The organism is Herbaspirillum huttiense, assembly GCF_047300815.1.
Taxonomy (GTDB): domain Bacteria; phylum Pseudomonadota; class Gammaproteobacteria; order Burkholderiales; family Burkholderiaceae_D; genus Herbaspirillum; species Herbaspirillum huttiense_A.
The window spans coordinates 641,569-654,050 of the sequence record NZ_CP178608.1 but is presented as its reverse complement, the minus strand read 5'-3'; the positions used below and the strand labels follow the sequence as shown (position 1 = coordinate 654,050).

Annotated in this window: 12 protein-coding genes; 8 read left to right on the top strand and 4 right to left on the bottom strand. The window is 63.6% G+C overall.

Features of this window, described 5'->3' with window-relative positions; genetic code table 11:
* The first annotated feature begins 144 nt into the window (after positions 1–144).
* The 5 genes from ACLRDN_RS03055 to ACLRDN_RS03035 all read left to right on the top strand — a co-directional run bounded on the left by ACLRDN_RS03055 (position 145) and on the right by ACLRDN_RS03035 (position 4,768).
* Positions 145–690: a 2,4'-dihydroxyacetophenone dioxygenase family protein gene (locus ACLRDN_RS03055; RefSeq protein WP_413458922.1), complete on the top strand. Its 546-nt coding sequence runs from the start codon at positions 145–147 to the stop codon at positions 688–690.
* An 11-nt stretch (positions 691–701) separates the two neighbouring features.
* On the top strand, positions 702–1,436 hold the full coding sequence (locus ACLRDN_RS03050; protein ID WP_413458921.1) for an SDR family NAD(P)-dependent oxidoreductase: 735 nt from the start codon (positions 702–704) through the stop codon (positions 1,434–1,436).
* Positions 1,437–1,675: 239 nt separating this feature from the next.
* Positions 1,676–2,965, top strand: a complete 1,290-nt coding sequence (locus ACLRDN_RS03045) for an MFS transporter (RefSeq protein ID WP_413458920.1) — start codon at positions 1,676–1,678, stop codon at positions 2,963–2,965.
* Positions 2,966–3,060: 95 nt separating this feature from the next.
* Positions 3,061–3,786: an SDR family NAD(P)-dependent oxidoreductase gene (locus ACLRDN_RS03040; protein WP_413458919.1), complete on the top strand. Its 726-nt coding sequence runs from the start codon at positions 3,061–3,063 to the stop codon at positions 3,784–3,786.
* 184 nt (positions 3,787–3,970) lie between these two features.
* Positions 3,971–4,768, top strand: a complete 798-nt coding sequence (locus ACLRDN_RS03035) for an IclR family transcriptional regulator (protein WP_413458918.1) — start codon at positions 3,971–3,973, stop codon at positions 4,766–4,768.
* A 45-nt stretch (positions 4,769–4,813) separates the two neighbouring features.
* Here the strand turns inward: ACLRDN_RS03035 and ACLRDN_RS03030 are convergent, their stop codons facing one another.
* Positions 4,814–6,412 (bottom strand): alkaline phosphatase D family protein, encoded by a 1,599-nt coding sequence (locus ACLRDN_RS03030; protein ID WP_413458917.1) that lies wholly within the window; start codon positions 6,410–6,412, stop codon positions 4,814–4,816.
* Between the two features lie 251 nt (positions 6,413–6,663).
* A complete protein-coding gene (locus ACLRDN_RS03025; protein ID WP_413458916.1) occupies positions 6,664–7,494 on the bottom strand; it encodes an oxidoreductase in 831 nt (276 codons plus the stop codon).
* 204 nt (positions 7,495–7,698) lie between these two features.
* Here ACLRDN_RS03025 and ACLRDN_RS03020 point away from each other — a divergent pair, with 204 nt between their 5' ends.
* Positions 7,699–8,601: an AraC family transcriptional regulator N-terminal domain-containing protein gene (locus ACLRDN_RS03020; RefSeq protein ID WP_413458915.1), complete on the top strand. Its 903-nt coding sequence runs from the start codon at positions 7,699–7,701 to the stop codon at positions 8,599–8,601.
* Here ACLRDN_RS03020 and ACLRDN_RS03015 read toward each other — a convergent pair.
* Complete coding sequence (locus tag ACLRDN_RS03015) at positions 8,598–9,542, bottom strand: LysR substrate-binding domain-containing protein (protein ID WP_413458914.1); 945 nt, start codon at positions 9,540–9,542, stop codon at positions 8,598–8,600. The genes ACLRDN_RS03020 and ACLRDN_RS03015 overlap by 4 nt on opposite strands.
* Before the next feature lie 112 nt (positions 9,543–9,654).
* Here ACLRDN_RS03015 and ACLRDN_RS03010 point away from each other — a divergent pair, with 112 nt between their 5' ends.
* Both ACLRDN_RS03010 and ACLRDN_RS03005 read left to right on the top strand, forming a co-directional pair.
* A complete protein-coding gene (locus ACLRDN_RS03010) occupies positions 9,655–10,449 on the top strand; it encodes an alpha/beta fold hydrolase (RefSeq protein ID WP_413458913.1) in 795 nt (264 codons plus the stop codon).
* Between the two features lie 232 nt (positions 10,450–10,681).
* Positions 10,682–11,884, top strand: a complete 1,203-nt coding sequence (locus ACLRDN_RS03005) for an ammonium transporter (protein ID WP_413458912.1) — start codon at positions 10,682–10,684, stop codon at positions 11,882–11,884.
* A gap of 14 nt (positions 11,885–11,898) precedes the next feature.
* Here the strand turns inward: ACLRDN_RS03005 and ACLRDN_RS03000 are convergent, their stop codons facing one another.
* The gene (locus ACLRDN_RS03000) at positions 11,899–12,384 is read right to left on the bottom strand and encodes a winged helix-turn-helix transcriptional regulator (RefSeq protein WP_413460336.1); all 486 of its coding nucleotides are present in this window, start codon (positions 12,382–12,384) and stop codon (positions 11,899–11,901) included.
* Positions 12,385–12,482: the final 98 nt, after the last annotated feature.

Here is a 12,482-nt window from a genome sequence, read left to right as displayed (position 1 = left end):
CCCAGCTCGCTTTTTCTCCGGGCACCCGTGGCCTGACCCGCCATTGACACATCGACGTCTATAGTCGACATTGACCATATGGCGAACGCATTGTCCATATTGCGGACAAGAGTCAAATTCAGCAAAACAACATCAGGAGACCCCATGAGCACCGTTGGCACCCTTGGCACCCCCATGCCCGCCGATCTGAAGATGAAGCCCTACCAGCTCCCCAACCCGAAGGAAGCGCCGCTGGAAATCGTGGTCAATCCGGCCGTGCCGGAGGACGAACGCATCTGGGTGCCGCAGGCGGAGAACGTGTGGTTCCGTCCGCTGTGCCTCAATGTCTCGCAGGGCTACTGGACCAACCTGCTGCGCGTGCGCAAGTCGGGCGTGCTCTCGCGCCACCGCCATCCGGCGCCGGTGCACGGCATGGTGCTCAAGGGCCGCTGGCGCTATCTGGAACACAACTGGATCGCCGAACAGGGCAGCTATGTTTTCGAGCCGCCCGGCGAGACCCACACCCTCTACGTGCCCGAAGACGTGGAAGAGATGATCACGTACTTCCACATCACCGGCGTGATGTTCTATTGCGACCCCTGGGGCAAGTTCGAAGGCTACGAGGATGTCTTCACCAAGCTCGACATGTGCCGCAAGCACTATGAATCGGTGGGACTGGGCAGCGACTATGTCGATCGCTTCGTTCGCTGAGGATGACTGCAATGACTTATTCCCGCGCATCCCATGACTTTGGAGGCTGCGTGGCCGTGGTCACCGGCGGCCATGGCGGCATCGGCGCGGCCATCAGCGCACGGCTGGCCGCTGGCGGCGCGCAGGTGGTCGTCTGGGACCAGCAGCACGACGCGGCCTCGCCCTATCGGCAGGAAAGCCTCGACATCACCGACGCCGCTGCGGTCATGCAGGCCGCACAGCGACTGCTGGCCGATACCGGCCGCATCGATTTCCTCATCAACAACGCCGGTTACGCCGGCCCCACCGTCCCGCTGGACGAGTACGACGTCGGCCAATGGCATCGCATCGTGCAGGTCAACCTGCTGGGCGTCTTCCATGCCTGCCGCAGCGTGACGCCGGCCATGCGCGCAGCCGGGCGCGGACGCATCGTCAACATCGCCTCGCTGGCCGGCAAGGAAGGCACGCCCAATGCCTCGGCCTACAGCGCCGCCAAGGCGGGCGTACTGGCGCTGACCAAGTCCCTGGGCAAGGAGCTGGCCGAGACCGGCGTGCTGGTCAACGCCATTGCGCCGGCGGCCGTCAAGACCGCGCTGCTGGAGCAGATGTCGCCGGCCCATGTAGAGACCATGATCGCCAAGAGCCCCATGCATCGCCTGGGCACGGTCGACGAGGTCGCCGACATGTGCGCATGGCTGTGCTCCGGTTCCTGCAGCTTCAACACTGGCGCCGTGTTCGATCTTTCGGGCGGGCGCGCAACTTACTGAGCGGCTCGCCGCTCGGCCACCAGAATCATCCGGGCAAGCAAGGATCGCATGCCGGGGCAGGCACAAGCAGCCCAGGCAGCGCCGGAAGAGCAACACGCAAGGACGGACTCCACACCGTCCTTGCGACCGCATCCTTGCATGACGCTTCGAACCTGTCACCGACAGCGAGCTGCGCGACAGACGCAGCCGGTACGAAGCACGCCAATGGCAGCACATCATTCACACTGGAGACCTAACCCATGGAAGTCCAAAAGGAAAAGAGCCCCCGGCTCAAACGCATACAGCTCGTGGCACTGAGCTTCCTGATGCTGGCCGGCATCGTCAACTACCTGGACCGCAGCACGCTGTCCATTGCCAATCATTCGGTGAGCCAGGAGCTCAATCTCTCGGCCTCGCAGATGGGCCTGTTGCTGTCAGCCTTCTCGCTGGCCTACGCCTTCTCGCAATTGCCCATCGGCGCCATGCTCGACAAGTTCGGCGCGCGCGTGATGCTGGGCGCGGGCATGTTCGTGTGGTCGGTGGCGCAGCTGGCGGGCGGCTTCGTGAGCAGCCTGCAGCAGTTTCTGGTGGCGCGGGTGTTCCTCGGCCTGGGTGAGGCGCCACAATTCCCGGCCGGTGCCAAGGTGGTCTCGGAATGGTTTGCCATGCGCGAGCGCGGCGGGCCCACCGGCATCTTCGTGGCCTCCTCCACCATCGGTCCGGCCCTGGCGCCGCCCATCCTCACGATCCTGATGCTCTCCTTCGGCTGGCGCATGATGTTCGTCATCATGGGCGTGATGGGTATCGCGGTGTCGGTGGGCTGGTACCTGTTTTACCGGAATCGCAACGAAGTCCAGCTCACGCCTTCCGAAGTGCTGTATCTCGCCGATGACCACGACCAGGATCCCAACGCCAATGCCAAGCTGAGCTGGGCCGAATGGAAGAGCCTCTTCACCTACCGCACCACCTGGGGCATGCTGTTCGGCTTCATGGGCGTGATCTACATGGTGTGGCTGTACCTCACCTGGCTGCCGGCCTACCTGGAACATGAACGCCATCTCTCCATTGCCCGCACCGGCTGGGTGGTGGTGATCCCCTACATCTTCGGCACGCTCGGCATGCTCTCCTCGGGCTACATCGCCGATGGCCTGATGAAGCGCGGCATGCCTGCCATCCGCAGCCGCAAGTGGCCGATCTGCGCGGGCCTGATCGGCGCCGGTGCCTTCACCATTCCGGCCGCCTACACGCCCAGCACCACCATGGCCATCGTCTACATCTCGCTGGCCATGGCCTTCGTGAACATGGCTTCCGGTGGCGCATGGGCACTGGTGTCGGTAGCCATTCCGCGCCGCCTGGTGGCCTCCCTGGGCAGCATGCAGAACTTCGGCGGCTATCTCGGCGGCTCGCTGGCGCCGGTCATCACCGGCGTGGTGGTGGACCAGACCCACTCCTTCGTCAATGCTCTGCTCATCAGTGCCGCCGTGGCCTTTGCCGCCGCGCTGGTCTACATGTTCGTGGTGGACAAGCCGATCGAGGCCCACGCCGCTTGAGGCAAAACTTCACCCGCCAGTAGCCTGACCCGATGCCGCCGTCCGCGGGTAGCGGCATCCAGCCAGTCTCCTGCCACTCACCAGAAGGAATTTTCATGAGCTTCATTCCCGACCTGCTCGCGGGCAAGACCGCCCTCGTTACCGGCGGTACGCAAGGCATCGGCGCGGCCGTTGCGCGCCAGCTCGCCGCACTGGGCGCACGCGTCATCGCTGCCGGCCTGCCGCCGTTTGCGCATGCGCAATTCGAGGGCAGCGGCATCACCCTGGCGGAGATGAACGTGGCCAGCGAGGACAGCGTGCGCGCGGTGCTGAGCGGTCTCACGCAACTCGATATCGTAGTCAACTGCGCCGGCATCATCAAGCGCGGCGAGGAACTGGAAACGAATGTCTTCGAGCAGGTCATCGCCGTGAACCTCACCGGTACCATGCGCGTCTGCGCTGCCAGCCGCGCATTGCTCAAGCAATCCGGAGGCTGCATCGTCAATACCGCGTCCATGCTCAGCTTCTTCGGCGGCGGACTGGTGCCGGGTTACAGCGCCAGCAAGGGCGGCGTGGCGCAGCTGACCAAGTCGCTGGCCATCGCCTATGCGGCCGACGGCATCCGCGTCAATGCGGTGGCCCCCGGCTGGATCGCCACGCCGCTGACCCAGGCACTGCAGGATGACCCGGTGCGTGCCGGCCCCATCCTCGCGCGTACGCCGCTGGGCCGCTGGGGCAAGCCGGAAGACATCGGCAATGTCGTGGCCTTCCTGTGTTCGCCGGCGGCCTCCTTCATGACCGGCGCCATCGTGCCGGTCGATGGCGGCTATCTGGTGGCCTGAGGCCAACGCAATCTTTTCACGTGCAATGCCATTTGCCCGCGCCGGCTCCAGACGGCGCGGGATTTTTTGCAAAAGGGCTCGGCTATAATCTGGCCCGAATCCGGCAACCTGTTCCGACCCGCCATGTGGTCCGTTTTCTGGACCGTTTTCTGGCCCGATTCCCGTACTGATTCCTGCACCGCTCATGCCCGACCACGACCCACCACCCGACGACGCCAACAAGATTGCCGGCACGGCTGCCTTCTCCAAGTTCATGGCGGTGCTGCAGCTGATCGCCGACCAGGAGGCGCCGCTGTCCATCGCGCAGCTGGCGATGCTGTCGGGCTATCCGCGCCCCACGGTCTATCGCATCCTGGGCGCGCTCATGGCCGAGGGCATGGTGGTGGAGAATCCGCGCAGCAAGCAGTATGAAGTCGGCCCGCGCCTGATCCATCTGGCCAGCCGCGCCTGGGACCGCAGCGACATCCGCACCACGGCCATCGAGCCGCTGCGCCAGCTGCGCGACATCACCCGCGAGACCGTGCACCTGGCCGTGCCCAGCGACCACAGCATGGTCTACATCGAGAAACTGGAAAGCCCGCAAGCCGTGCGCATGGATTCGCGCATCGGGACCCGCGTGACCTTGTATTCGAGTTCCGTGGGCAAAGCCTACCTGGCCGGATTGGAACAAGCGCCGCGCGAACGCCTGATGCGCGCGCTGCACCTGGAAGCCTTCACGGCCAATACGCACACCACGCTGGCGGCCCTGCGCGCCGATGTCGAGGAGACCCGCACGCGCGGCTACGCCGAAGACCGCGAAGAGAACGAAGCCCAGATTTTTTGTTACGGCGCCGCCATCGTCGGTGCCGACGGCGTGCCGGTGGCGTGCGTGAGCGCGAGCATTCCGCTCTATCGCCGCCTGCCCGATGCGCAGCAGGCGTATGTGACACCGCTGCTGCAAGCCTGCGCGAGCATCTCGCGCAAGCTGGCCGGACCGGGCTGAGTCCGGTCCGTTTCTGCCCTCACTGCCCGTACTCCCTGCAGGCCATCAGGCCTCGGGCGGCAATTCCACCTTGTAGATTTCCTTGCCGTCGGTATTGTGCAGCGTGACGGTGAGGGTCTTGCTCCTGGCGTCGATCTTGCCGATGCCGAAGAACTGCAGCAGCTCTGCCGGTGAGCGGTTCTGCTTCATGTCCGCCGGGATGCTGACGAAGCGCACGTCCGGACCGAAGGTGCGATCGATCTCGCCCGGGCCGAAGGTCCCCGCATTGATGGGGCCGCCGACGAACTCCCAGAAGGGCTTGAAGTCGGTGAACTGCGCGCGCTCCGGTGCGTAGTGCGTGGCCGAGGCGTAGTGCACATCGGCCGTCACCCACACCACGTTCTTGATGTCGTGCTGCTTGATGAAGCGCAGCAGTTCGGCCACTTCCAGTTCGCGCCCGGAGGGCTTGCCATTGTCGGCATTGGCCCAGGCCTCGAAGGTTCCCTTGGGCACATCCGGGTTGAGGTCCGGCACCACGATGGAGAGCGGCATGTCGCTGGCGATGAGCTTCCAGGTCGAGCGCGAACGCAGCAGCGCCTGCTTGATCCAGCGCATCTGTTCGGGGCCGAGGAAGTCGGCGTCGTGGCCGCCCTTCTGGCGGTTGGGAGAATTGCGGCCGCGATAGCTGCGCTCGTCCAGCATGAACACTTCCAGCAGCGGACCGTGATTGAAGGCGCGATAGATGCGGAAAGGATCGGCGCTGTCGATGCGGAAGGGATTGTGTTCGAACATGGCCTGGCGCGCACGGGCGGCCAGCACGTCGATGTTGCGCTCGTCGTAGCGCTTTTCGGCCGCACCGATCACCTGGCCGGGATACCAGTTGTTGCGCACCTCGTGGTCATCCCACTGCACCAGGAAGGGCACCTCGGCGGCGAAGCGGCGCTTGTTGGCGTCCAGCATGTTGTAGGCGAAGTTGCCGCGATAATCGTCCAGCGTCTGCGCCACCTTGGACTTGGCTTCGGTGACCACGTTGCGCCACAGCGTGCCATCCTCCAGCTTCACTTCGGCCTGGATGGGACCATCGGCATAGATCTGGTCGCCCGAGTGGATGAAGAAATCCGGACGGAAGCGGCGCATGCTTTCATACACCCGGTAACCGCCCCACTGTTCGTTGATGCCCCAGCCCTGGCCGGCTTCATCGCCCGAGAAGGCGAAGGTGATGTCGCGCGCCTGGGCAGTCGTGGCGGCGGGCACCATGAGGCTGCCGGTCAGCGGTTCGCTCAGGGCCGATTCATGCACCAGGTCCTGGAAGCGCACGCGGTAGTAGAGACGCTGGCCGGCCGGCAGGCCGCGCAGGTCGACGCGGGCGGTGTAGTCTTCGCGCGCCAGTGCGGTGGGGCCGGCCATGCGCACGGGGTTGCTGAAATCCTCACGGGTGGAATACTCGACCAGCATGCGCGCATTGCGGTCGGCGCGGGCCCAGATCATGGCGCTGTCGCGGGTGACGTCGCCGCTCATGATGCCACCGGGGAATTGCGGGCGCAGGCGCTCCGAGGTGACGATGGCAGGGGCGGCCAGGGTGGTGGTGGCGGCCACTGTCGTGACGGCGCTGTCGCGCAGGAAGCGGCGGCGGCTGTGGTCGGCTGGCGGGTTGCGGTCTGGCATGGCGACTCCTGTGAGGGTGAGAGTGAGGGGAAACGGTGACGAAGATAACGGGGGCTTGCAATCTAGCAACCCAATATGACCGTCCGATGAAACCCTGCTGACCAATCCTGACCGCAGAAAAAACGCAGCGCTCTTCTTGTAAAAAATGCGGCCCTCGGGCCGCATGGTCTTGCCTCGTTCCGGTGAACGGTGTCGGCACCGAACCCTGCCTCACACCCTCTCAACGACCTCGGACTCTCGTGCAAGATCGTTCAACGGAAATCGGTCGACGCCGAGATCGTTTCCCATGCATCGATTTCCGCACCCATCTGCGCCAGCTTCTCGCGCACCAGCTTGACGGCATCGCTGCCCAGCAGGAGATGGACCGGTGCGTCGGCCTCGCCGGCCATGTCGAGAATCGCCTGCGCCGCCTTGGCCGGGTCGCCGAGCTGGTGTCCGCTCTTGGCCTGGCGTGCCGCGCGGATGGGATCGATCACGGCATCGTAATCGGCAATGCTGCGGGGCGAGCGCACCATGGAGCGCCCTGCCCAGTCGGTACGGAAGGAACCGGGCGCCACGGCGGTGACCTTGATGCCGAAGGCCGCCACTTCCTTGGCCAGGGTCTCGGAGATGCCTTCCAGGGCGAACTTGCTGCCGCAGTAATAGGCGATGCCCGGCATGGTGATGAATCCGCCCATGGAGGTGATGTTGATGATGTGGCCGCTGCGCCGTGCGCGCATGGAGGGCAGCACGGCCTTCATCATGGCCACGGCACCGAACACGTTGACATCGAACTGGTGCCGCATCTCTTCAAGCGAGGATTCTTCGAGCGCGCCTTCATGTCCGTAGCCGGCGTTGTTGACCAGCACATCCACCGGAGCCAGGTGCCCGACGACATCATCAATGGCGGAGAAATCGGTCACGTCGAGGACGATGGCCGTCGCGCGTCCGGGAGCAAGCTGCTCGAATTGATCTTTGGCGGCCTGGCTGCGCACCGTGCCTGTTACTGAATGGCCGGCCTGCAGGGCGGCATCGGCCAGCGCCCGGCCAAAGCCCGAGCTTACGCCCGTAATCAGGAAATGCAATGTCTTGGAATTTTTCATGAGAATCCTTGTAGTCCTTGATGGGGGCCTCTCCGGGAGGCTGGAGCAGCTTCCTGACGGAGAGGACGATGGCTGCCATCATAGACAGGCCCCCACGAATCCACCATGTCGGTTAGCATGCGGTGTTTGCCTAAAACTATGAGATCGCTCATGTCAGGAAGCACGAAGAAATCCGGGAAGAAAAATCCGAATGCCCATCAACGCATGGTGAAGCTGCTCACCGAGCTCGCCCCTGACGAGGGCTACAACCTGTCGCTGCTACCGGATGTGCGTTTCCTCAGGTCCAATCGCGCACTGAGTGAAACGCCGGTCCTCTACGAGCCGGGCATTGTCGTGGTCGTACAGGGACGCAAGCGCGGATTCCTGGGCGGGCAAACCTATCTCTATGATGCCCGGCACTACCTGGCGGTCTCGGTGCCTGTGCCCTTCACGATGGAAACCGATGCCAGCGCGAAGGCGCCCTTGCTGGCGATCTATTTCCGCCTGGATTTTCAACTGCTGGCGGAAGTGCTGGTGCAGATGGATGACGCCGATCTCTCCGCCCATCCGCAGACCATGTTCGCCACCAGGATGGATGGCCGGATGTCAGCCTCGGTGCTGCGTTTTCTGGAAGCCATGCGGGTGCCGATGGAAGCCCGGATTTTGGGCCGGTCGCTGGTCAAGGAAATCTATCTGCGCGTGCTCACGGGCCGGCAGGGAGCCTCCATGCGCGCGGCGCTGCGCAATGACGGACAGGTTGGAAAAGTGGCCAGGGCCATCCGGAAGATCCATGCCGCCTACGCCGACAAACTGGATGTGGAACAGCTCGCGCAAGAAGCGGCAATGAGTCCGCCCTCCTTTCATGCGCACTTCAAGGCAGTCACCGCCACCTCGCCGATGCAATACCTGAAATCGACCCGCCTGCACCAGGCGCGCCTGCTGATGTTGCGCAATGGCCTGACCGTAGCCGAGGCCAGCGCCCGGGTCGGCTATGAAAGCGCCTCCCAGTTCAGCCGGGAATTCAGGCGCCTCTTCGGTCTGCCGCCGACGCAAGAGGTGGCGCGGATGAAAGAGGCCTATGCGCTGCCCGATCCGGAACCATCGGCAATGTTCGTGTCATCGCACTAGGTTTTGGACGGACGCCTTGACGGCGCTGCTGCGTCCTGCAATTCCCATGGCGGATGAGCGCCGAAGTCCTCGGCAAGATAATCGACGAAGCGGCGGACCTTGAGCGGAATGGCGCGCGCGCTCGGATAGACGGCCTGGATGGTCAATTCCGTGGCGCGGTAATCAGGCAGCAGTGCAAGCAAGCGCCCCTGCCTGATGTGCTCGCCGAAGACGAAGGCTGGCCCGTAGGCCACGCCCGCCCCCGCCAGCACGCAGGCCAGGAGCATCTGCATGTTGTTGGCCGTGAGGCGGCAAGGACCATCGAGGCGATGCGCTTGTCCGGCGGCATCGATGAAGGTCCAGTCGCCGGCAGAGACTGCGTCACTGAAGGCCAGACGGGGCAGGCACGCCAAGGCTTGCGGCGTGGCCGGCAGGCCATGCTGCGCGATCAGTTCGGGAGAGGCACAGGCGATCATGCTGCAGGGTGCCAGCCGGCGCGTGACCAGCCCGGGATCGTCGAGCTTGCCGATGCGAATGGCCACATCCACGCCGGCATCGATCAGATCGATATAGCGGTCGCCGAGCACGACCTCGACGTTGACCTCCGGGTGATCCGCCAGATAGCGTGCAATGACCGGCCCCAGATGCATGGCGCCGAAGGTCACCGGCACCGCCACGCGCAGCGCGCCCCGTGCGGTCCCTTGCGCCGCAGTCGCTTCGCGGTTGGCCTCATCGAATGCAGCGAGAATCTGGCGGCAACGCTCGTAATAGGTCCGGCCCACATCGGTAAGACTCAGGCGGCGCGTGGTGCGCTGAAACAGACGCGCGCCGAGCTCCGCTTCGATCTGGCTGACGTGCTTGCCCGCCATCGCCGGCGACAGCGAGAAGCGCCGTGCCGCCCCGGCAAAACTGCCCTCCTCCACTGCGGCCACGAAGACATTGAGGCTCATGAGTTTGTCCATGTCGCTTCCTATTCGATCATCCGAGTGTCGACTGTGACTAACAATTTGCCAATTATAAATTTTTCGCATGGAATCTACCATTGACTCTCCCCCATCACAAAGGAGCAGACACATGCATATCGAAACCAACGGAACGCGCATCCACGTAGCCCAGCAGGGCAGCGGCGAACTGGCGCTGGTGTTCCTGCATTACTACGGCGGCTCGTCGCGGACCTGGGATGCGGTAGCGGCGCCACTGGCGCAGCGATGCCGCATCGTCGCCACCGACCATCGCGGCTGGGGCCGTTCTGATGCGCCGGCCGAGGGCTACCGGATTGCCGACCTGGCCGCCGATGCCGAGGGAGTCATTGCCGCCCTGGGACTGCAGCGCTATGTCCTGGTCGGCCACTCCATGGGTGGCAAGGTGGCACAGCTGATGGCCTCGCGCCGGCCGCACGGGCTCGAAGGGCTGATCCTGGTCGCGCCGTCCCCGCCCTCGCCCATGCTGTTGCCCGAAGAACAGCGCGCCGTGCTGGCGGGCGCATACCAGACGCGCGAATCGGTGGAGTTCGTGCTCGACCATGTGCTCACCGCCAAACCCCTGACGGCGGCCCGCCGGGCACAGGCCATCGAGGACAGCCTGCAGGCTGCGCCCCAGGCCAAGCTGGCCTGGCCCAACGTGGCGATGGCCGAGGACATCTCGGCCGACGTCGCCGCCATCGAAGTCCCGACGCTGGTCATCTCGGGCGAGCACGACCAGGTGGACCGGATCGCGACGCTGCAGGCAGAGCTTTTGCCGCGCATTCCCCAGGCCGCCCTGCACATCCTGCCGGGCGTGGGCCACTTGTCGCCACTGGAAGACCCGGAGGCGGTGGCGTTGCAGATCGCGAGCTTCATCGACGCGCTGACCAAGCCGAAGCAGCCATAAGCGACGATGGGCAGACTGGGCCTGGCAGCCGACGCACCAAAATGCAGCCCACCTCCGCCATCCGGCGCCGATATGCACGGAGTTCGTGCATATCGGCGCTTGACATTGTCCCGACGCACTGAAAAAGTCGTTTCAAATCAAAGTGCTGCGAATTTTTCACCAAAATGGAACGGAAATTGCTTTAGTCGTGGCTTTCACGCATTTCCTTGCACACTTTTTGGGAGATTTTCTGGTGGACGATCACAAAAACGGCGCAGACGCCCTCTTCATTTTGCTGGGGGCGATCATGATCCTGGCCATGCATGCCGGCTTTGCCTTCCTGGAACTGGGGACGGTGCGCAAGAAGAACCAGGTCAATGCCCTGGTGAAGATCCTGGCCGACTTTGCGGTGTCGACCATCGTCTATTTCTTCATCGGCTATTACGTGGCTTACGGCGTGACTTTCTTTGCCGGCGCCGAGACGCTGGCCGAGCGCAGCGGCTTCGAGCTGGTGAAATTTTTCTTCCTGCTCACCTTTGCGGCGGCCATCCCGGCGATCATCTCCGGCGGCATTGCCGAGCGCTCCAAATTCAATCCGCAGCTGATTGCCACGGCCGTACTGGTGGGCCTGGTCTATCCCTTCTTCGAGGGCATCGCGTGGAACCAGCACCTGGGCGTGCAAGCCTGGCTGGCGGCCACCTTCGGTGCGGAGTTCCATGACTTCGCCGGTTCCATCGTGGTCCATGCCGTGGGTGGCTGGATCGCGCTGCCGGCAGTCCTGCTGCTGGGCGCACGCCGTGGCCGCTACAGCAAGGAAGGCGCGGTGGCGGCGCATCCGCCGTCCAACATTCCTTTCCTGGCGTTGGGTGCGTGGATCCTGACGGTGGGCTGGTTCGGCTTCAACGTGATGAGCGCGCAGACCCTGGACAAGATGAATGGCCTGGTCGCCATGAATTCGCTCATGGCCATGGCCGGCGGCACGCTGGTAGCGCTGCTGATGGGCCGCAACGATCCCGGCTTCGCCTACAACGGCCCGCTGGCCGGCCTGGTGGCGGTGTGCGCGGGCTCGGATCTGATGCATCCGCTGGGTGCGCTGGTCACCGGTGGCATTGCGGGGGCGATTTTCGTGTGGATGTTCACCCGCACCCAGAACAAGTGGAAGATCGACGATGTGCTGGGCGTGTGGCCGCTGCATGGCTTGTGCGGCCTGTGGGGCGGGCTGGCGGCGGGCATCTTCGGCTTGCAGGCGCTGGGTGGACGTGGCGGCGTGTCGTTCATGTCGCAGCTCATCGGCAGCGTCATGGGGATCGCCATTGCGGCAGCGGGTGGATGGATCGTCTATGGCGTGCTGAAGAAGGCGGTGGGGATACGGCTGGATCCGGAGCAGGAATTTGAAGGGGCCGATCTGGCCATTCACAAGATTTCTTCTACGGCGGAGAGGGAGACCAGCTGGTGACGATGAGGTGATAATTAACAATAAAGTCTGTTTGAATGCGCAAAGTCTGTAAAAGAGTTTGAGACCCTGCTGATTTCTTTGTCGCAAAATAAGTGTTCCAAGAGCAAAAGCCACCTTCTCTGGTGGCTTTTGCTCTTGGTTGTTGATTTGCTCGCAGATTTGACCCTCTCCATTTGACCCACCTTCCATTGCCTGCTGAAGGCAGCCACCCGGTCATACGACCCCTCGTATCCCAGCTCTCTTAAGTCCAGGAACATCTGTTTCAGGGTCCTTCTTTGCTTCCGAGATTTGACCGCCTCTGCGCTGAGCCAAGCGGAGAGCCTGGCGGTGAAGTCATCGAGCGAGCTTGGCGAACGCCTTGCTGGATAAGCAGGTTCGCTGACATCGGATCGGATGTAGCGGCGAACTGTGTTGCGGGATATGTCGAGCCTGCGGGCGATTTCCCGAATTGAGATGCGGTCTCTGATGTACCAGCGTCGAATAATTCCAAGTAGGGCCACGTCTATCACTCCGTTCTCCCGCTCGCTGTCATGAGCAGGATTGTGGTCTAAACATGGGTCAACTTTGGATGCAAATTTCCTGGGAAAGTGGGTCAGTT

Excerpts from the sequence above, each read along its gene's own strand:
- ACLRDN_RS03055 (WP_413458922.1), top strand. The coding sequence starts at position 145 with ATGAGCACCGTTGGCACCCTTGGCACCCCCATGCCCGCCGATCTGAAG.
- ACLRDN_RS03050 (WP_413458921.1), top strand. The coding sequence starts at position 702 with ATGACTTATTCCCGCGCATCCCATGACTTTGGAGGCTGCGTGGCCGTG.
- ACLRDN_RS03045 (WP_413458920.1), top strand. The coding sequence starts at position 1,676 with ATGGAAGTCCAAAAGGAAAAGAGCCCCCGGCTCAAACGCATACAGCTC.
- ACLRDN_RS03040 (WP_413458919.1), top strand. The coding sequence starts at position 3,061 with ATGAGCTTCATTCCCGACCTGCTCGCGGGCAAGACCGCCCTCGTTACC.
- ACLRDN_RS03035 (WP_413458918.1), top strand. The coding sequence starts at position 3,971 with ATGCCCGACCACGACCCACCACCCGACGACGCCAACAAGATTGCCGGC.
- ACLRDN_RS03030 (WP_413458917.1), bottom strand. The coding sequence starts at position 6,412 with ATGCCAGACCGCAACCCGCCAGCCGACCACAGCCGCCGCCGCTTCCTG.
- ACLRDN_RS03025 (WP_413458916.1), bottom strand. The coding sequence starts at position 7,494 with ATGAAAAATTCCAAGACATTGCATTTCCTGATTACGGGCGTAAGCTCG.
- ACLRDN_RS03020 (WP_413458915.1), top strand. The coding sequence starts at position 7,699 with ATGGTGAAGCTGCTCACCGAGCTCGCCCCTGACGAGGGCTACAACCTG.
- ACLRDN_RS03015 (WP_413458914.1), bottom strand. The coding sequence starts at position 9,542 with ATGGACAAACTCATGAGCCTCAATGTCTTCGTGGCCGCAGTGGAGGAG.
- ACLRDN_RS03010 (WP_413458913.1), top strand. The coding sequence starts at position 9,655 with ATGCATATCGAAACCAACGGAACGCGCATCCACGTAGCCCAGCAGGGC.